At 64.3% G+C, this 17249-nt stretch carries 18 protein-coding genes; 9 read left to right on the top strand and 9 right to left on the bottom strand.

The genetic code is table 11. The annotated features are described in order from the left end of the window. Positions 1–116: 116 nt before the first annotated feature. The 3 genes from AC1D2G_RS01370 (at position 117) to AC1D2G_RS01360 (ending at position 4720) form a co-directional block, all read left to right on the top strand. Positions 117–2789: a DNA translocase FtsK gene (locus tag AC1D2G_RS01370; RefSeq protein WP_477412415.1), complete on the top strand. Its 2673-nt coding sequence runs from the start codon at positions 117–119 to the stop codon at positions 2787–2789. 146 nt (positions 2790–2935) lie between these two features. Beyond that, a complete protein-coding gene (locus tag AC1D2G_RS01365) occupies positions 2936–3616 on the top strand; it encodes an outer membrane lipoprotein carrier protein LolA (RefSeq protein ID WP_477227826.1) in 681 nt (226 codons plus the stop codon). A gap of 297 nt (positions 3617–3913) precedes the next feature. Further along, entirely contained in the window at positions 3914–4720 is an 807-nt protein-coding gene (locus tag AC1D2G_RS01360) for an exodeoxyribonuclease III (protein ID WP_095084054.1), read from the top strand. A gap of 66 nt (positions 4721–4786) precedes the next feature. Here AC1D2G_RS01360 and AC1D2G_RS01355 read toward each other — a convergent pair whose 3' ends face one another. Both AC1D2G_RS01355 and AC1D2G_RS01350 read right to left on the bottom strand, forming a co-directional pair. Further along, positions 4787–5242: a Crp/Fnr family transcriptional regulator gene (locus AC1D2G_RS01355; protein WP_477411623.1), complete on the bottom strand. Its 456-nt coding sequence runs from the start codon at positions 5240–5242 to the stop codon at positions 4787–4789. 119 nt (positions 5243–5361) lie between these two features. Next, positions 5362–6045, bottom strand: a complete 684-nt coding sequence (locus tag AC1D2G_RS01350) for a response regulator transcription factor (RefSeq protein ID WP_023760937.1) — start codon at positions 6043–6045, stop codon at positions 5362–5364. A 165-nt stretch (positions 6046–6210) separates the two neighbouring features. Here AC1D2G_RS01350 and AC1D2G_RS01345 point away from each other — a divergent pair, with 165 nt between their 5' ends. Further along, positions 6211–6726 (top strand): L,D-transpeptidase family protein, encoded by a 516-nt coding sequence (locus AC1D2G_RS01345; protein WP_477411622.1) that lies wholly within the window; start codon positions 6211–6213, stop codon positions 6724–6726. A 67-nt stretch (positions 6727–6793) separates the two neighbouring features. Here the strand turns inward: AC1D2G_RS01345 and AC1D2G_RS01340 are convergent, their stop codons facing one another. Beyond that, positions 6794–7057 (bottom strand): hypothetical protein, encoded by a 264-nt coding sequence (locus AC1D2G_RS01340; protein WP_477411621.1) that lies wholly within the window; start codon positions 7055–7057, stop codon positions 6794–6796. A 130-nt stretch (positions 7058–7187) separates the two neighbouring features. On the opposite strand from AC1D2G_RS01340, the gene gcvA reads away from it, so the two are divergent. Beyond that, positions 7188–8102: a transcriptional regulator GcvA gene (gcvA, locus tag AC1D2G_RS01335; RefSeq protein ID WP_477227563.1), complete on the top strand. Its 915-nt coding sequence runs from the start codon at positions 7188–7190 to the stop codon at positions 8100–8102. A 121-nt stretch (positions 8103–8223) separates the two neighbouring features. Here the strand turns inward: gcvA and AC1D2G_RS01330 are convergent, their stop codons facing one another. From AC1D2G_RS01330 to tsaD, 6 genes are read right to left on the bottom strand one after another with little or no spacing between them, the layout of a single operon-like run. Continuing rightward, positions 8224–8640 (bottom strand): DUF1761 domain-containing protein, encoded by a 417-nt coding sequence (locus AC1D2G_RS01330; RefSeq protein WP_095084059.1) that lies wholly within the window; start codon positions 8638–8640, stop codon positions 8224–8226. 49 nt (positions 8641–8689) lie between these two features. Continuing rightward, positions 8690–9289, bottom strand: a complete 600-nt coding sequence (locus AC1D2G_RS01325; RefSeq protein ID WP_477412413.1) for a class I SAM-dependent methyltransferase — start codon at positions 9287–9289, stop codon at positions 8690–8692. 53 nt (positions 9290–9342) lie between these two features. Beyond that, positions 9343–9768, bottom strand: a complete 426-nt coding sequence (locus tag AC1D2G_RS01320; protein WP_095084061.1) for an EVE domain-containing protein — start codon at positions 9766–9768, stop codon at positions 9343–9345. 42 nt (positions 9769–9810) lie between these two features. Further along, positions 9811–10107 carry a YciI-like protein gene (locus AC1D2G_RS01315; RefSeq protein WP_095084062.1) on the bottom strand — a complete coding sequence of 99 codons (297 nt, stop codon included), beginning with the start codon at positions 10105–10107 and terminating at the stop codon, positions 9811–9813. 37 nt (positions 10108–10144) lie between these two features. Beyond that, positions 10145–11176, bottom strand: a complete 1032-nt coding sequence (locus tag AC1D2G_RS01310) for an NAD(P)H-dependent glycerol-3-phosphate dehydrogenase (RefSeq protein WP_477300160.1) — start codon at positions 11174–11176, stop codon at positions 10145–10147. After that, entirely contained in the window at positions 11173–12261 is a 1089-nt protein-coding gene (gene tsaD / locus AC1D2G_RS01305) for a tRNA (adenosine(37)-N6)-threonylcarbamoyltransferase complex transferase subunit TsaD (protein ID WP_477411620.1), read from the bottom strand. The genes AC1D2G_RS01310 and tsaD overlap by 4 nt, the downstream gene beginning before the upstream one ends. 100 nt (positions 12262–12361) lie before the next feature. Between tsaD and hemC the strand changes: the two genes are divergently transcribed. The 4 genes from hemC to AC1D2G_RS01285 all read left to right on the top strand — a co-directional run bounded on the left by hemC (position 12362) and on the right by AC1D2G_RS01285 (position 17214). Then, positions 12362–13288: a hydroxymethylbilane synthase gene (hemC, locus tag AC1D2G_RS01300; RefSeq protein WP_477411619.1), complete on the top strand. Its 927-nt coding sequence runs from the start codon at positions 12362–12364 to the stop codon at positions 13286–13288. A gap of 1 nt (position 13289) precedes the next feature. Continuing rightward, the gene (locus AC1D2G_RS01295; protein ID WP_477411618.1) at positions 13290–14006 is read left to right on the top strand and encodes a uroporphyrinogen-III synthase; all 717 of its coding nucleotides are present in this window, start codon (positions 13290–13292) and stop codon (positions 14004–14006) included. 111 nt (positions 14007–14117) lie between these two features. Beyond that, positions 14118–15602: a COG4223 family protein gene (locus tag AC1D2G_RS01290; RefSeq protein ID WP_477411617.1), complete on the top strand. Its 1485-nt coding sequence runs from the start codon at positions 14118–14120 to the stop codon at positions 15600–15602. 10 nt (positions 15603–15612) lie between these two features. Next, entirely contained in the window at positions 15613–17214 is a 1602-nt protein-coding gene (locus tag AC1D2G_RS01285; protein ID WP_477411616.1) for a heme biosynthesis HemY N-terminal domain-containing protein, read from the top strand. The last annotated feature ends 35 nt before the right edge of the window (positions 17215–17249 follow it).

Genomic DNA, 17249 nt, shown 5'->3' with positions numbered 1-17249 from the left:
ATCATCTCAAACTCTTATAGTTAATGCGCCCTTAACCTTCCCGCCGATAGTCTGAGACCCGAATCTGCCGGAGTGCGCCACGCACCCGCACGAAGCAATGACAGACGGGGATGAGCATGCGTTCAGGGGCTTCAGCACCGCTCGCGCTGGCCGATACGGGGCACGGCATCCAGGCGTTCGCGCGGCGCCAGGTCGGGCGGCTGGTCGGCGCCGGACTGTTCGTGCTGGCCGCATTCGGCGTCGCCAGCCTTGCCACCTGGAATGTCGCCGATCCGAGCTTCTCGCACGCGACGAACAACACCGTCACCAACGCCATGGGCTATGCCGGCGCCGTGTTCTCCGACCTGGCCATGCAGTTCTTCGGCCTTGCCGCGGTTGCTGCGCTGGTTCCGACTGTGATCTGGGGCTTTCTGCTGTTTTCCGCGCGCGGCGTCGACAGGTTGCCCAGGCGCGGGCTTTCATGGTTTGGCTTCGCCCTGCTCGCCGCGGCAATGGCCGGCTGCGTGGTGCCGCCCAAGACCTGGCCGCTGCCCACCGGCCTCGGCGGCGTGTTCGGCGACATGGTGCTTAAGATCCCCGGGATTGTGATCGGCGGCTATCCGACCGGGCTGTTCGCCAGCATCATCGCCATCTTGCTGGCCGCACCCGCGCTGTGGCTCTTTGCCCACGGTTCGGCGCTGATCGGACGCAAGAACGGCTTCGCCGTGATGGAGGACGAGCCTGCCGTCGATCCGCGTGAGGACGACCTTTTGTTCGACAATGACGAGGATGAAGGCGACGAAGGCATTCTGGCGCTTGGCGCCATCACCCACTGGTGGCTGTCGCTGCGCGCCTGGATGCACCGCCGCGCCGTGCGCCGCAGGCAGGAGCGGGAGGAGCACGAGCCGGAGATGGAGCCGCGCGCGAGCGGCTGGCGGCGCGCCGCTGAACGGGTCGAATCGGCCGAGTTCGCCGAATCGCGGATGAGCCCGGACGGTCGCGCCCGCGTTGAGCCCGAATTCTTCGCCGCCATGGTCAATGACCGCAGTATTTCGGTCGATCTGGATGATGACGATGTCTTCGGCGATCGCTTCGATAATGGCGAAGATGCCGATTTCGACGATGAGCCCGTCGTGCAACGCCGTTCGGCGCCGACCGCCAGGGTGCAGCAGTTCCGTTCCGATGCCGCCACCCGTGTCGAGGCGCCGGCGCCGCGTCCGGCTCCGGGCGCCCGCGTCCAGCGCGAGGCGCAGACATCGCTGATCGGCTCAGAAAAATTCGAGATGCCGTCGCTGCATTTCCTGTCCGAACCGAAGAACGTGGTGCGCGATGCCAGCCTGTCCAAGGATGCGCTGGAACAAAATGCCCGCCTGCTCGAGGGTGTGCTGGAGGATTTCGGCGTCAAGGGCGAGATCATCGCCGTCCGCCCCGGTCCCGTCGTCACGCTCTATGAGCTCGAACCGGCGCCCGGCATCAAATCGTCGCGCGTCATTGGCCTGTCCGACGACATCGCCCGCTCGATGAGCGCCATCGCCTGTCGCGTCGCCGTGGTGCCCGGCCGCAACGCGATCGGCATCGAGCTGCCGAACGCCAAGCGCGAAACCGTCTATCTCCGGGAGATCCTGGCCAGCCGCGACTTCGAAACGACGAAGGCCAAGCTGGCGCTGGCGCTGGGCAAGACCATCAATGGCGAGGCGGTCATCGTCGACATCGCCAAGATGCCGCACGTGCTGGTCGCCGGCACGACCGGCTCGGGCAAGTCGGTCGCCATCAACACCATGATCCTGTCACTGCTCTACCGGCTGACGCCGCAGGATTGCAGGCTGATCATGATCGATCCGAAAATGCTGGAACTGTCGGTCTATGACGGCATTCCGCATCTGCTCACGCCGGTGGTCACCGATCCGAAGAAGGCGGTGGTGGCGCTGAAATGGACCGTGCGCGAGATGGAAGACCGTTATCGCAAGATGTCGAAGGTCGGCGTGCGCAACATCGATGGTTTCAATGCCCGCGTCAGCCAAGCGGACAAGAAGGGCGAAAAGATCTCGCGCACAGTGCAGACCGGCTTCGACCGCCAGACCGGCGAGGCGATCTACGAGACCGAGAATCTCGACCTTGAGCCGATGCCCTATATCGTCGTCATCATCGACGAGATGGCCGACCTGATGATGGTCGCCGGCAAGGACATCGAAGGTGCGGTGCAACGTCTGGCGCAGATGGCGCGTGCCGCCGGCATCCATGTGATCATGGCGACACAGCGTCCGTCGGTCGACGTCATCACCGGCACCATCAAGGCCAATTTCCCGACCCGCATCTCCTTCCAGGTGACGTCGAAGATCGACAGCCGCACCATCCTGGGCGAGCAGGGCGCCGAGCAACTGCTCGGGATGGGCGACATGCTCTACATGGCCGGCGGCGGCCGTATCCAGCGCGTGCACGGTCCGTTCGTCGCCGATGAAGAGGTCGAGAAGATCGTCGCGCATTTGAAGCTGCAGGGCGTGCCGGAATATCTCGATGCCATCACCGAGGACGACGGCGAGGAAGACGACGAGCCGTCGGGCAAGGGCGGTTCGGGCGGTGGCGGCGGCAACAGCAATTTCGAGGATTCCGATGATCCTTACGATCAGGCGGTTTCCGTTGTGCTGCGCGACGGCAAGGCTTCCACCAGCTACATCCAGCGCCGGCTGGGCATAGGCTACAACCGCGCCGCCTCGATCATCGAGAAAATGGAGAAGGAAGGGATCGTCGGCCCGGCCAACCATGCCGGCAAACGTGAGATCCTAGTGCCGACCGAAGAGGACAAGTTCTGACCGCGATCCTTATGACATCTCCTGTCTCGCAACCTTGAACCGTTCAGGGCGTTGAAGCGAATGAGGCGCGACTGACCCGCCAAACTTCAGCCCAACTGGGGGTTCAAGCACTAGAGCAACTCAGGAATCAGATGAGAGTGACCGACATGAAAAACGATCCTTCAGCGCTCCGCAGTTTTGCTCCCACCCGGCGCCAGTTGCTCGGGCTCGGCCTGGGGTTTGCAGGGGCGGCGGCCTTCAACGTGATGCCCGGCTTCCAGTTGCTGGCTTCGGCGCAAGCGGCCGTGCCGCCGGCCGCACAGAAGATCGCCGACCATTTTTCCTCGGTCAAGTCGATGAGCGGCGAATTCGTGCAGTTCGGCCCCAAGGGCGAGCAGACCGGCGGCAAGTTCTTCCTCGAACGGCCGGGCAAGATCCGCTTCAACTATGACGGCGCGTCAAATTTCCGGGTGATTTCAGACGGCAAGTCGGTGGTCATCCTCAACAAGAGGCTCAACACCTCCGATCTCTATCCGCTGTCGAAGACGCCGCTGAAGCTGCTGCTCGACGACAAGATCGATCTCTCTGGCGACCGCGTCAAAAGCGTCAAGCAGGAAGACGACCTCACCACCATCCAGCTCGCCGACAAATCGGTGTTCGGCAATTCGAAGATCACGATGATGTTCGATCCCAAATCCTACGAGCTGCGTCAGTGGACGATCACCGACGCACAGGGCAAGGACACGACGGTGATGATCTTCAACGTCAAGGAAGGCGTCAGCTTCGCCGCCGACACCTTCGCCATCGACTACAGCGCGAATCGCGAAGTCAACACCAAGGCGCGGTAGAGCATTCCAGGAAATGCGTGAAACGGTTTTCCCGGGAAAAGCGCGTCGTGCTTTCCCTGGCGAATTGCGTCAAAACAAAGAGATAGAGCGGCTCTGCGTTTCCGTGAAACGATGAACCGCCCCAGGACCAATCGCGTCAATAGCTGTGGAAAGCCCTGGGTAGCGCGTCGCCGGGCGGGGGCCGGCTTGTCTTTGCGGCTTGCGGCTGGCAGTTTCCCGAACTGACTCCGTCAAAAGGCGTCTTGCCCGCCAGGGCCTGTCGGTTCTGGCTGGCCATACGCTGTCCTGGATTGCCGAATGCCCTTTTCCATTGCCACCTGGAACATCAACTCCGTTCGTCTGCGCATGCCGATCGTCGAACGCCTGCTTGTCGAGCATGCGCCGGATGTGCTCTGCCTGCAGGAGACCAAGGTTCCGGACGAATTGTTTCCCGAAAAGGCGTTCCGCAAGCTCGGCTACGAGCACATCGCCTTCCACGGCCAGAAGGGCTACCACGGCGTCGCCACGGTGGCGCGGCGGCCGATCGAGGTGGTCGAAAGGCGCCGCTTCTGCGAGATCGAGGACAGCCGGCATCTGTCAGTGACGGTGCGGGCCGGCGGCAAGGCTATCCTGCTGCATAATTTCTACGTTCCGGCGGGTGGCGACGAACCGGATCCTGTCATCAACAGGAAGTTCAAGCACAAGCTCGATTTCGTCGCCGAGATGAATGCCATCCGTGCCGAGCATGACGAGGTGTCCGGCTCGGTCCTTGTCGGCGACCTCAACATCGCCCCGCTCGAACACGACGTCTGGTCGCACAAGCAGTTGCTCAACGTGGTCAGCCACACGCCGGTCGAAACGGAAAGCTTCGAGGCGATGCGGCTGGCCGGCAACTGGGTCGACCTGATGCGGCTCAATATTCCGCTGGAGCAGAAACTCTACACCTGGTGGAGCTATCGCGCGCAGGACTGGCAGGCCTCTGACCGTGGCCGGCGGCTCGATCACGTCTGGTCGTCACCAAACCTGGTGGCTGATTTTGCCGGCTACGAGATCTTGCGCCTGGCGCGCGGCTGGGAGCGGCCGTCGGACCATGTGCCGGTCATAGCGCGCTTCGATCTCGATTAGAGCTACGTCGCGGCCAGACCTTACCCCTAAGGTCCTGGCAGCGGGATGACCAGCTCATCGCTGCCGCTAGTCAGAGAAGCGGGGCGCCAGTTCCTCGATACGGCGGATCAGTGTCTGAAATTCCTCGGAGATACGCTGGTGGAGATTCACCGCGATTTCCGGATATTCTTCGAGGATGCGGCGGAACATCTTGCGGCTGAGCCGTATCACTTCCGAATCGATTTCGGCCGACGCGCTGGTCAGCCGGTTGCTGTCGGCGATCAATGCCAGTTCGCTCAGGATCGCGCCGGGGCCGACCGAACGTATCGGGATGCGCTCGCCATTCTGCTCTCGATAGAGCACGATGCGACCGCTGACCACGACATAGGCGGAATCCGCCTCGTCGTCCTCGCGGTAAAGCTTGTGGTTGGCAAGCAGTATTGTGTTCTCGGCGCCGAAGGCGAGCAGACGCAACTGTTCCTTCGTGAAGCCCTCGAAGAGCCTCACGGCGGACAGGATGCGAATGTCGTCATCCAACGCCATCTAGCTGTGTCCCCGAACGGTCAGTCCATTCCCTCCCCTGCGATACGATCCACTACCCCCTCCAACTGGATCGTACCCGAATGCGGTCCCGCCCGGCCGCTGATTGGATAATGAAATGTTTAAGGAACCAGCTTGTAGCCACCGCTTTCTGTCACAAGAATTTCCGCATTGGAAGGATCGCGCTCGATCTTCTGGCGCAGCCGGTAGACGTGGGTTTCCAGCGTGTGCGTGGTGACGCCGGAATTGTAGCCCCACACCTCCTCGAGCAGCACGTCGCGTGTCACTACCTTCTGGTCGGCGCGATAGAGATATTTGATGATCGAGGCCTCCTTCTCCGTCAGCCGCACCTTGCCGCCGCGCGGGTCGATCAGCAGTTTCTGGCTGGGCTTGAAGGTGTAGGGCCCGACCGAGAAGGTGGCGTCCTCGCTCTGCTCATGCTGGCGCAATTGCGCCCGGATGCGCGCCAGCAGCACGGCGAAGCGGAACGGCTTCGTCACATAGTCGTTGGCGCCGGCCTCGAGACCAAGGATCGTATCGGAATCGGTGTCGTGGCCGGTCAGCATGATGATGGGCGCCTTGTAGCCGCCCTTGCGCAGGATCTTCACCGCTTCGCGGCCATCCATGTCGGGCAGCCCGACATCCATGATGAGCAGATCGATGAGGCCGCCGCGCGCGGTCGCGACGCCTTTTGCCGCAGTCGATTCCTGCAGCACGTCGAATTCCTCGTAGAGGGACAATTGCTCGACCAGAGTGCCGCGCAGGTCGTCATCGTCGTCGACGATTAGAATGGTGCGTGAAGTCATGGATCAATCCGTTGTTTTGAAAAGAAAATTCAGTTGACCGCTGTCTCTTTATGCGGAAGCTGACCAGCACAACAGCCGATCACAGTGATTTGTTCCGTGGCACGATCATACAAGAAAAAACGCGATCGCAATGCAGCCGGCGCAATTTTGCGAAAAGAGCTGCGCGTGCTGACCGTGCGGGCGAGGCCCGGAAACCCGAGCCAGGGCCTGCTGCAGGCCGGCAGAACGGTGTTTGCGTGTGCGCTGGGGCGGGGCGGCATCTCGGCCGACAAGCGTGAAGGCGACGGCGCCACGCCGCTTGGTCCGATGCGGATCCTGTCGGGCTATTTCCGGGGAGATCAGTTCTCCAGCGGCCGCAAGACCCGTTTGGCGATGACGCCGATCGGGCCTGATCTGGGCTGGTGCGAAGTGCCTGACGACCGCAACTATAACAGGCCGGTCAAGATCCCCTATGGCGCCAGCCACGAACGCATGCGGCGCGACGACCGCCTCTATGACGCCTGCCTGGTGCTAGACTGGAACCTGGCGCCACGCCGGCGTGGGCGCGGCAGCGCCATCTTCTTCCATCTGGCGCGCCCCGGCTTCACGCCGACTCAAGGGTGTGTGGCGGTGACCGCACGCACGATGGCGCGGCTGCTGCCGCTGCTGTCGGATAGGACGGTGATGAGGGTGATGCGGTAAGTAGGGCAGTAGGGCATGTGTGTCGGTGCCGTCTTAACTCCCCCTTCTGCCGTACCGCCCTATTTCCTTACTCCCCTAATCGCCTGCCTGGCTTCTGCCAGCCGATGTCGAGCAGGCCCAGCCGACCCATTTCCCTGTCCACGGCGCGGGCGACGTCACGGCGCTCGGCGCCGATATCGCGCATCTGGCGATCGGAGAGGTTCTCGACGTTCTGGTGGGCTATATCGTGGCGGGCGAGGCGGATGGCGACCTTGGCATGTCGAAACCAGTCAAGCACCGCGCTAAGCCAGGCCGGGGTGGATACCGGCGCATTCAAGACAATGTGGGACATGGCGTGATCCGTTTCATCCGGATATCAAATCCGGTTTGATGGTGTTGCGATGGTTGGATCATGCCGCATTGAAATTTAAATGAGAAACGAGTAGTTCTTTTGAGATCGTCAAGTTTTATTTGAGGATGGCATGTCCCGCCTGCTGCCTGGAACGCGAGCGCTGAGGACGCTGGAAGCTGCCGCCCGACACCTCAACTTCACGCGTGCCGCCGACGAGCTCGGCCTGACGCCGGCAGCGGTCAGCCATCAGATCAAGGAAATCGAGGATCAACTGGGCATCGTGCTGTTCACCCGCACCAGCCGCACCATCCGGCTGACGGCGGCGGGCACGGTGCTGTTCGAGGCCTCGATCGATGCACTCGACCTGCTTGGCCGGGCCGTCTCGCGGGCACGCAAGCTGACCCGTGGCACGACACTGCTGAAGGTAACGCTCGACGCGCAGTTCGCGTCAAAATGGCTGATGCGGCGCGTCGACGATTTTCGCAGGCATCACCCCAATATCGAGCTCAGGTTCGACATCGCCTACGAAGTGCGGGATTTCGACCTCGACGACGTCGATGTCGGCATCCGGTTCGGCGTCGGGAAGTACCCGGGCCTCCGCGCCCATCGCCTGTTCGACAACATCATCATCCCGGTGTGCAGCCCGGGCCTGCTGACGTCCGGTCCGCCGCTGCGCGAGCCGCGTGACCTCTTCAACCACACGCTTGCCCATATCGAATGGGCGCGGCAAGGCGTGACATGGCCGAACTGGCGGATGTGGATGGCGGCGGCCGGCATCAGCGATTTCGACGACAGCCGCACCATCGTGTTCAGGAACTCCACCGATGCCGTTCAGGCGGCGATCGAGGGCAATGCCGTCGCACTCGCCGATTTCGCCATGGTGGCAAACGACCTCTCCGAAGGCAGGCTGGTGCAGCCTTTTGAACTGGGCCTGCGGGTGGGAGCCGAATTCGCCTATTTCCTGGTTTATCCCGAGAGCACTGCCGACGATCCGCGCATCGCCGCCTTTCGCGAATGGATTATCGAGGAAGTGGCAAAGACGTGAATCACGGAATAGGGCAGTAAGGCAGTAAGGCAGTAAGGCAGTAAGGCAGTAAGGCAGTAAGGCAGTAAGGATAGGCGTCGGTACCGCCTTCGCTTCCCCTACTGCCCTATTCCCTGTTCATTCAGCCTGCCGCCGCGCCGAACCAGCCGATGACCACGCCGATGATCAGCAGCACGCCGAGCCAGTGGCCGCCATCGATGAGGGTCAGGTCCCAGCCGAAGTCCTGGTAGCGGTGGTTGGCCGAGAGCGTCGTGGCGACGAAACCCAGCCAAAGCACGAAGCCGAAGACAAGTCCGGCGAGCAATGTCGGCTCGCCGCCGGTCATCGCGCCGACTACCAGGGCCATTATGTAGGCCATGATCAGTTCGGCGATGAAGCTGATGACGAAGGGCAGCGGTGATTTCTTCATTGTTGCGGGATCGAGCCTGGCGGCCTTCAGCCACGGCTTGCTCAGGCCCATGTACCAGGCGGCGCCGAACAACCATGCGACGACGGCGGCGGCGATCACCGCCAGCCAGTTCACTGCTTCAAAATCCATGCGTCCCCCTCCAATGCAAATCTGATGGAACGCCTGTTCGGCGAAGGCGTCAAGCAAACCGCCAGACGGTGGTGCGCTTGACCAGTGAATCCTCCAATGCCCGGGTGACGGCCACTTCATAGACCGCCAGTGGTTCCAGTCCCGACTTCGGCATATACGACCGGCCGGGATCGCCGACGAGGATCTCGGCGCCGCGCGCCTTCAGCGTTGCGAACCACGGCATCAGCCGGACGGCGAAGGAATTGTCGTAGAAAACGTCGCCGGCCAGGATCACATCCCAGCCGGCATCGGTGCCGATGCAATCGGTGCCGAGGAACTCGATGCCGACATCGTTGGCTTGCGCATTGAGGCGGATCGCGGTTGCACAGAAAGGATCGATATCGGTTGCGATCACGCCGGCAGCACCGGCCTTGGCCGCAGCAATGGCGACAAGGCCGGAGCCGGAAGCGAAGTCGAGCACACGCTTTCCCCGCACCATAGCCGGATTGTCGATGATGTAGCGGGCAAGGCCCTGGCCGCCGGCCCAGGCGAAGGCCCAGAAGGGCGGCGGCAGGCCGATCTCGACCAGCTCATCCTCCGTCCGCTGCCACAAATCATGCGCCTCGTCGGCAAGATGAAGCAGGATTTCCGGCACATGCGGCGGCGCCATCAGCGCCGTGTTGTCGAGGATGAATTGTTTCGCGCTGTCTGGCGTGAGCGCCGTCACGGAGCGGGTGTCAGGCCGCCCATGCGGCAGACTTCCTTCCACTCCGCCGGCGTCACCGGCTGCACGGAAAGCCGCCCGAGCCGCACCAGCGCCATTTCGGCAAGCTTTGGATTGGCCTTGACCTCTTCCAGCGTCGGCGGGTTCGGCACGTCCTTGAAGGCACGGATGTCGACGCATTCCCAGCGCGGGTCGTCGGTCGTGGTGTCGGGATGGGCAAGCGCGCAGACTTCGGCGATGCCGACCACGTTCAGCCCCTCGTTGGAATGGTAGAAGAAGCCGAGATCGCCGATCTGCATGGCCTTCATGTTGTTGCGCGCGGCATAGTTGCGCACGCCATCCCATTGCGTGCCGGCCTTGCCCTTCGCCTTCAGCGCCTCGAAGGAGAAGACCGAGGGTTCGGATTTGAACAGCCAGTAGTTCATTTCTTTTGCTCCTCCTTGGCGTGCGTCCGCCAGCGACCGGAATTAACTAGCCGCCGGCTTGTTGAACGTCCAGTTCCACTGGCGGATTTCGACGCTGTCGAACAGTCCGGCCTTGGCGTACGGGTCGGCGGCCGACAAGGCCTGTGCCCCTGCCAGGTCCGGTGCCTCGACGACGACGAGGCTGCCATTGGGCTTGCCTTCGGCGTCAAGGAAGGGACCGGCGAAAGCCAGTTTCTTGTCGCCGTTCAACCCTTCGAGAAAGGCGATATGCTCGGGACGCGTGTCGAGGCGCACCTGCAGGCTCCCGGGCTTGTCCTTGCAAATCAAAGCAAACAGCATGGTCTTTCTCCTGGTCGTGGGATCGATGTCGTGGGGATCAATCGTTGGTTTCGGTCTTGAGCGGCCGGGTCATCAAGGCTGTCACAGCCTGCCGGATGGTGATGGTGCCGTCCAGTATGGCCGCCACGGCGGCAATGATCGGCGCGTCGATGTTGCGCTCGGTGGCGATGCGGGCGGCGATCGCCGCCGTCGGCACGCCTTCCGCCAGCGGCAATCCGGCAAGCGGCTTGCCTTGCCCCAGCGCCAGCCCATAGGCGAAGTTGCGCGACTGGGTCGACGAGCAGGTGAGCAGCAGGTCGCCAAGGCCGGACAGGCCCATCAGCGTTTCGGGCCTGGCGCCGAAGGCGGCACCGATGCGCCGCAGTTCGACGAAGCCGCGCGTCACCATGGCGGCCTGGGCACTGGCGCCGAGCCCCGCCCCGGTGACAGCACCTGCGGCAATGGCGAAGACGTTCTTCAAGGCGCCGCCGATCTCGACGCCGATGAGGTCGTCGCTCGAATAGCAGCGCAGATTCTCCGCCGAAAAGCGGGCGGCGAGGTCCGCGGCCAATGCCTCGTCGCGGGCGGCCACGACCACCGCAGTCGGCAGGCCCCGGGCGACATCGGTGGCAAAGCTTGGACCCGATAGAGCGGCGACCGGATTTTGCGGCAGGATCTCGCCGACAATCGCCGACAGCAAGGCGCCGGTGTCGCGCTCGATGCCCTTGGCGCAGAGGACGAGCGGGATATCGGCAGGCACATGGCCTTTCGCGACCGCCAGCGTTGCCCGCAGCGATTGCGCCGGCGTCACCGCCAGCACGCAATCGGCGCCAGTGAGTGCCGCCTTGATGTCGCTCGTCGCGTCGATGCCGGGCGCGATGGCGATGCCGGGCAGATAGCGCGGGTTCTCGCCGCGATCGATCGCCGCGACGGTTTCGGGGTCGCGGGCGAACAACCGCACCGAATGGCCCGCACGCAGCATGGCCAGCGCCAGCGCTGTGCCCCAGGCGCCACCGCCAAGCACGCTGACGCGCCAGCCGCTTTTGCCCGGGTTTTCCTTGTCTTGGCTGTTCATCTCCCGGCCATTCATGCCTTGGCTCCGCGCCGGCCGGAGCCGACCATCGGCGTCGAAATGCTGTCCAGCGGCCAGCGCGAGCGCGGCACGAAGTCGAAGCCGTTTTCGTGCGCCATGCCTTCGCGCAACCGTTCGATGCCGGCCCAGGCGATCATCGCCGCATTGTCGGTGCACAGTTTCAGCGGTGGCGCGACGAAGGTGAAGCCGGCCTCGTCGCACTGCCGCTCCAGCGTCGCCTTGATGGTGCGGTTGGCGGCGACGCCGCCGGCAACCACCAGGGCCGGATTTTTGGTGCCGGGAAACGTCTCGCGAAAGCGCGCCAGCGCACGCGCGACACGGTCGGCCAACGCATCGGCCACCGCTGCCTGGAACGAGGCGCAGATGTCGGCGACATCCTGGTCGCTCAAGGGCGCAATGGCTGTCGCCGCCTGGCGCACGGCGGTCTTCAGGCCGGAAAAGGAGAAGTCGGGCTGGGCCGAGCCTTTCATCGGACGCGGAAAGGCAAAGCGCGAGGCATCGCCGGTTTGGGCAGCCTTCTCGACATTGGGTCCGCCGGGATAGGGCAGGCCGAGCATCTTGGCGGTCTTGTCGAAGGCTTCGCCGAGCGCATCGTCGATGGTGGTTGCCCAGCGCTGATAGTCGCCGACGCCGCGCACGGCGAGGATCTGCGTGTGGCCACCGGAGACCAGGAGCAGCAGATAGGGAAAATCGAGCCCGTCGGTCAGCCTTGCGGTCAAGGCATGGCCTTCGAGGTGGTTGATGGCGATCAGCGGCTTGTTCGCCGCCGCGGCGATCGCCTTGGCGGTCATCAGCCCGACAATCAGCCCGCCGACCAGACCGGGGCCGGCAGTGGCTGCGATCGCATCGATATCGGCAAGTGCCGTGCCCGAATCGGCTAGGGCTGCCTCGACGATACCGTCCAGCGCCTCGACATGGGCGCGCGCCGCGATCTCCGGTACGACGCCGCCAAAGGCGGCATGCTCCTCGATCTGGCTGAGCACGATGTTGGACAGGATTTTTGGCGCAGCGTCACCGTCCAGCGCCACGACGCTGGCAGCGGTCTCGTCACAACTCGTCTCAATGCCCAGAACGCGGATCAATTCGTCGCTGTCCCTAGAGATTGTCTGTCGGCGCTTTCCCCATTAGGAGAAAGCCCGGAAAGGCCTCGGTCTGCCCGGGGGTTATCACGGACCGCACGCCATGCAAACAATCTTGAGAATCGGAACACGCGGCAGCCCGCTGGCGCTGGCACAGGCGCATGAAACGCAGGCGCGGCTGATGGCCGCGCATGGCATGCCGGCGGAAGCGTTCGAGATCGTCGTCATCTCGACCAGCGGCGACCGCATCCAGGACCGGCCGCTGTCGGAGGCCGGCGGCAAGGGCCTGTTCACCAAAGAGATCGAGGAGGCACTGCTGGCGGGCCGGATCGACATCGCCGTGCATTCGTCGAAGGACATGCCGACGCAACTGCCGAAAGGTCTCGAACTCAGCGCCTTCCTGCCGCGCGAGGACGCGCGCGACGCCTTTATCGGCAAGGCGGCGAAGACCATAGCCGAACTGCCGCATGGAGCGAAAGTCGGCTCGTCATCGCTGCGGCGACAGGCGCTGATCCGCCGGATGCGGCCGGATCTCGACGTGGTGATGTTCCGCGGCAATGTGCAGACGCGCCTGCGCAAGCTCGACGAAGGCGTCGCCGCCGGCACCATCCTGGCCTATGCGGGGCTGAAGCGGCTCGGGCTCGACCACGTCGTCACCGACCTGATGCCGCTCGACATCTTTCCGCCGGCGCCGGGACAAGGCGCGATCTGCATCGAGACCCGCATCGGCGATGGCGACGTCGAAAAGATGCTGGCGGCCATCCATGATGCGCCGACCGGCCAGGCGCTCGCCTGCGAGCGCGCCTTTCTGGCGGCGCTCGATGGTTCCTGTCGCACGCCGATCGCCGGCTATGCGGCGATCGAGGCCGGAGAGCTGTCTTTTGCCGGGTTGATCATCTCGCCCGACGGTACGCAGTCGCACACGGTCGATCTGCAGGGACCGGCGCAGGATGCTGGCCGCATCGGCCAGGAAGCCGCCCGGATGGTGCGGGCAAAGGCCGGCGAAAAGTTCTTCGACGGCTGGCTCTGAAATGCTTCGCGTCCTGGTGACGAGACCGGAACCGGGCGCCTCGCGCACGGCACAGCGGCTTCAGGAGACGGGGTTCCAGCCGATCCTTCTGCCGTTGACCGAAACGGCGGCGTTGCCGGTCGATGCTGGACTGCTTCCAGGCGGTGCCGTCGCGGTAGCCATCACCAGCGCCAATGCCGTGCGGCTTGCTTCCAGGGAGCTCATCGCGGCGCTTGCCGGTCTGCCCTGCCATGCCGTGGGAACAAGGGCGGCGGAAGCCGCGCGCCAAGCAGGGATATTGTCGGTCAGCGAAGGCCCAGGCGATGCCGAGGCGCTCGCCGCCAGTCTTGCCGGTCATCTCTCGGGGATGACCATCGTCTATCTCTGCGGACGCGTACGCTTTCCGGTGTTCGAACAGAGGCTGAAGGCGGCAGGTGTCCAGGTCCATGCCGTCGAGACATATGACACGCTCGCGGTGGGTTATTCCGATGAAGCCATCCTCGAGCGCCTGTCCGGCCGACCCGCCGATGCGGTGCTGCTTTATTCAGCCAAGGCCGCCGCCGCGATGCAGATCCTGGCCAGGCGGACCGCTCTGCTAGGGCTCTTTGAAAAGACAAGGTTTTTCGCCCTTTCCGCGCGCATCGCGGCAGCGCTTGACGATACCGTCAATGAAAGAATCCGCATTGCCGTGCGGCCCGACGAGGAAACGCTGCTGGCACTTTTGCGGGCGCGGCCCTGAGCCGCGTCATCACACCGCCCCTTTTCACCGCTTGGTGATGTGCTAGACCATTTTCTGAACCATCATGCGCCGCCAGGCGTTGAGACGAAGCGAATTGTGCGGAGCCCAAGCATGGTCAAGACGCCGAAGATGCGACACTCGAAAGGCCGCCGCGAGCCGGTGACCATCGATCTCGAGCCCGGCGCGGTCTCGCGCATCGCCGACGAGCACGCCGCCAAGCCCCAGGCCGGCGCCGAAGAGGCGCCGGAGGAGGCCGTCTCGCAGGCAGAGATTCCCGAAGAACCGGTGCATGCCGACCAGACCGATCTCGAGCCCTGGGAGCATACGAACGCCCAGGCCGAATCGGAGCAGCCAGCGGCGACGGCCGCAGAAGCGGCAGCCAAGGGCGCCAGCGAAGCTGAACCTGCCTATCCCGGAGCGTCCGAGGCGCCGGCCAACAAGACCAAAGCCTTCGACTACAATTTCGAGGATGCGTCGGCGAAGCGCACCCAGGCCGACGACAACAAGGCGAGAACCGAGACACGGGACGACAGAATGGCGCCAACACCACCGGCAAAGCGTAGCGGCCTCAATGGCATTGCCGCCGGCATCATAGGCGGCGTCATCGCGCTGGTCGGCGCGGGTGGCCTGCAATATGCCGGGCTGCTCGGCGCGCCGGGGTCCAGTTCCGGCGTATCGCTCGACGGCGTCAACAGCGAGATCGCCGCGCTGAATCGCGAAATCGCCGGCCTGAAGGAAACGGGCGGCAACACCGACGCGTCGGCCAAGGTCGATGGCCTGTCGTCGGCGCTGGATCAGGTCAAGACCGATGTCGCGGCGCTGAAGTCGGCGGTCGAATCCGGTGGAGCGGGCGACACTGCCGGGCTCGCAGCGCTTGGCGACAAGATCAAGCAGATCGAAACCGCGGTCGCCGCCCTAGGTAAGGCCGGCGCCACGGCACCGGTCGATCTCGGCCCGCTCAACGAAAAACTGGCTGGTCTCGACGCGCAGGCGAAGTCAGCCGGCGAAGCGACGACGGCGCTGGATGGCCGGCTCACCGCGTTGGAGCAGTCGGTGTCGCAGCTTTCCGGCAAGGTCGAGGCGGCGGCGGGACAGCCGAAGATCGCGCTCGCCATTGCCGCGTCGGCGCTCAAGTCCGCGCTCGACCGTGGCGCGCCATTCTCGGCGGAACTCGAAACCTTTGCCGCGATTTCGCCGGATGCGCCGCAACTCGCGACACTGCGCACCTACGCTGAAAAAGGTGTGCCGACCCGCGCCGAGATCGCATCGCAAGCGGATGCTGCGGCCAATGCCATGGTTGCCGCCGCGACGCCTGCCGATGAGAATGCCGGCTTCCTGCAGAACCTCTTGTCGAGCGCCGAATCGCTGGTCAAGGTCCGGCCGATCGGCGCCGTCGAAGGTGCCGGTGCGCCGGAAACCGTCGCGCGCATAGAAGTGGCGGTCAACCAGGGCGACTATGCCAAGGCGCTCAGCGAGTATGACACGCTGCCCGAAGCCGTGAAGGCGGCCGGTGCCGACTTTGCCGGCAAACTGAAAGCACGCATCGAGGTCGAAACACAGGTTGACGCGCTGATCTCCGGCGCGATGAAGGCATGAGGGCAACACCATGATCCGCCTCTTGGCCTTCCTCATCGTCGTTTTCGCGCTCGGGCTGGGCTTTGCCTGGCTGGCCGACCGGCCGGGCGACATGGTCGTCACTTTCAGCGGCTACCAATACCAGGTCAGCCTGATGGTGGCGGCAGTGGCCGTCGTTGCCGTCGTCGCCGCGGTGATGATCTTCTGGTGGCTGATCAAGTCGCTGTGGAACAGCCCCTACACCATCTTGCGCTATTTCCGCGTGCGCCGCCGCGACCGTGGCTATCAGGCGCTGTCGACAGGCATGATCGCCGCCGGCGCCGGTGACGGCGCGCTGGCTCGCAAGAAAACCAAGGAAGCGGCCAAGCTGATCCGCTCCGACCAAGAGCCGCTGATCCATCTGCTCGAGGCGCAGGCGTCGCTGCTCGAAGGCGATCACGAAGGGGCGCGGCAGAAATTCGAGAGCATGCTCGACGATCCCGAAATGCGGCTGCTCGGCCTGCGCGGGCTCTATCTCGAGGCCGAACGGCTCGGCGACCGCAACGCCGCCAGGCACTATGCCGGCCGCGCCGCCGTGATGGCGCCGCAACTGGCCTGGGCGGCCGAATCGACGCTGGAAGAATTGACCGCGCGCGGCGACTGGGACGGTGCCTTGAAACTGGTCGACGCTCAGAAGTCGACACGGCAGATCGAACGCGATGCCGCCAACCGCCGTCGCGCAGTGCTGTTGACGGCCAAGGCGCAGGCGCTTGCCGGTAGCGATCCGACTGCCGCCAGAACCGCGGCGATCGAGGCCAACCGGCTGAGGCCGGACTTCGCCCCTGCCGCTGTTGCCGCCGCTGCCGCGCTGTTCAAGCAGAACGACGTGCGCAAGGGCTCGAAAATCCTCGAGACGGCGTGGAGGGCCGAGCCGCATCCTGAGATCGCCGAGCTCTATACCCATGCACGGCCGGGCGATGCGGTGCTCGACCGCCTCAACCGGGCGAAAAAGCTGCAGGAGATGAAGAAGAACCACGCCGAGTCGTCGATGACGGTGGCGCGCGCAGCGCTCGACGCGCTGGATTTTTTGACTGCCCGCCGCGAGGCCGAGGCAGCGATCAGGATGGACCGCCGCGAGGGCGCCTATCTGCTATTGGCCGACATCGAGGAGGCCGACACCGGCGACCAGGGCAAGGTGCGGCAGCTTCTGTCCAGGGCGGTGCGGGCGCCGCGCGATCCGGCCTGGGTCGCCGATGGCGTCGTTTCGGAGCGGTGGGCGCCGGTATCGCCGGTCACCGGCCGGCTCGACGCCTTCGAGTGGCGCGCGCCGATGGAGCGTCTCGGCCAGCTGATCGACAGCCATGATGATGCAGCGGCCGCCCCCGTGCCGGTCATCGAAGCGCTGGCAAAGCCGGTGAGCGAGAGGCCGGTCGAGGTGATCGATGACGCCGGCGGCGAGATTTCGGCGGGCAAGGAGACTGAGGCCCGCGAGGAAGATCATGTCCGGCCGATCACTGCCGCCGCCTTCGCCGAGGTGCCGACCAACGCGGAAGCGGTCGAGCCGGCCGAGGAGCATGCGCGGCTGCCGGATGATCCCGGCGTCGATCCGGACGAGGAAGCGGAAAAATCGCCGCGCCGGTTTCGGTTGTTTTGAGTTGGGCCGGCCGTGAGGGCCTCTGTAACCAAGCA

This window comes from Mesorhizobium sp. P2_C7 (genome assembly GCF_056404515.1).
The sequence above is the reverse complement of the archived record's forward strand: the minus strand, read 5'-3'. Positions and strand labels throughout refer to the sequence as shown.

Bases quoted from the DNA above. Each gene is read 5' to 3' on its own strand.
- AC1D2G_RS01350 (WP_023760937.1), bottom strand. From the start codon at position 6,045: ATGACTTCACGCACCATTCTAATCGTCGACGACGATGACGACCTGCGC.
- AC1D2G_RS01285 (WP_477411616.1), top strand. From the start codon at position 15,613: ATGATCCGCCTCTTGGCCTTCCTCATCGTCGTTTTCGCGCTCGGGCTG.
- AC1D2G_RS01315 (WP_095084062.1), bottom strand. From the start codon at position 10,107: ATGCTGTTTGCTTTGATTTGCAAGGACAAGCCCGGGAGCCTGCAGGTG.
- AC1D2G_RS01290 (WP_477411617.1), top strand. From the start codon at position 14,118: ATGGTCAAGACGCCGAAGATGCGACACTCGAAAGGCCGCCGCGAGCCG.
- AC1D2G_RS01310 (WP_477300160.1), bottom strand. From the start codon at position 11,176: ATGAATGGCCGGGAGATGAACAGCCAAGACAAGGAAAACCCGGGCAAA.
- AC1D2G_RS01295 (WP_477411618.1), top strand. From the start codon at position 13,290: ATGCTTCGCGTCCTGGTGACGAGACCGGAACCGGGCGCCTCGCGCACG.
- AC1D2G_RS01330 (WP_095084059.1), bottom strand. From the start codon at position 8,640: ATGGATTTTGAAGCAGTGAACTGGCTGGCGGTGATCGCCGCCGCCGTC.
- AC1D2G_RS01370 (WP_477412415.1), top strand. From the start codon at position 117: ATGCGTTCAGGGGCTTCAGCACCGCTCGCGCTGGCCGATACGGGGCAC.
- AC1D2G_RS01360 (WP_095084054.1), top strand. From the start codon at position 3,914: ATGCCCTTTTCCATTGCCACCTGGAACATCAACTCCGTTCGTCTGCGC.
- AC1D2G_RS01340 (WP_477411621.1), bottom strand. From the start codon at position 7,057: ATGTCCCACATTGTCTTGAATGCGCCGGTATCCACCCCGGCCTGGCTT.
- hemC (WP_477411619.1), top strand. From the start codon at position 12,362: ATGCAAACAATCTTGAGAATCGGAACACGCGGCAGCCCGCTGGCGCTG.
- AC1D2G_RS01355 (WP_477411623.1), bottom strand. From the start codon at position 5,242: ATGGCGTTGGATGACGACATTCGCATCCTGTCCGCCGTGAGGCTCTTC.
- AC1D2G_RS01320 (WP_095084061.1), bottom strand. From the start codon at position 9,768: ATGAACTACTGGCTGTTCAAATCCGAACCCTCGGTCTTCTCCTTCGAG.
- AC1D2G_RS01365 (WP_477227826.1), top strand. From the start codon at position 2,936: ATGAAAAACGATCCTTCAGCGCTCCGCAGTTTTGCTCCCACCCGGCGC.
- AC1D2G_RS01325 (WP_477412413.1), bottom strand. From the start codon at position 9,289: ATGGCGCCGCCGCATGTGCCGGAAATCCTGCTTCATCTTGCCGACGAG.
- gcvA (WP_477227563.1), top strand. From the start codon at position 7,188: ATGTCCCGCCTGCTGCCTGGAACGCGAGCGCTGAGGACGCTGGAAGCT.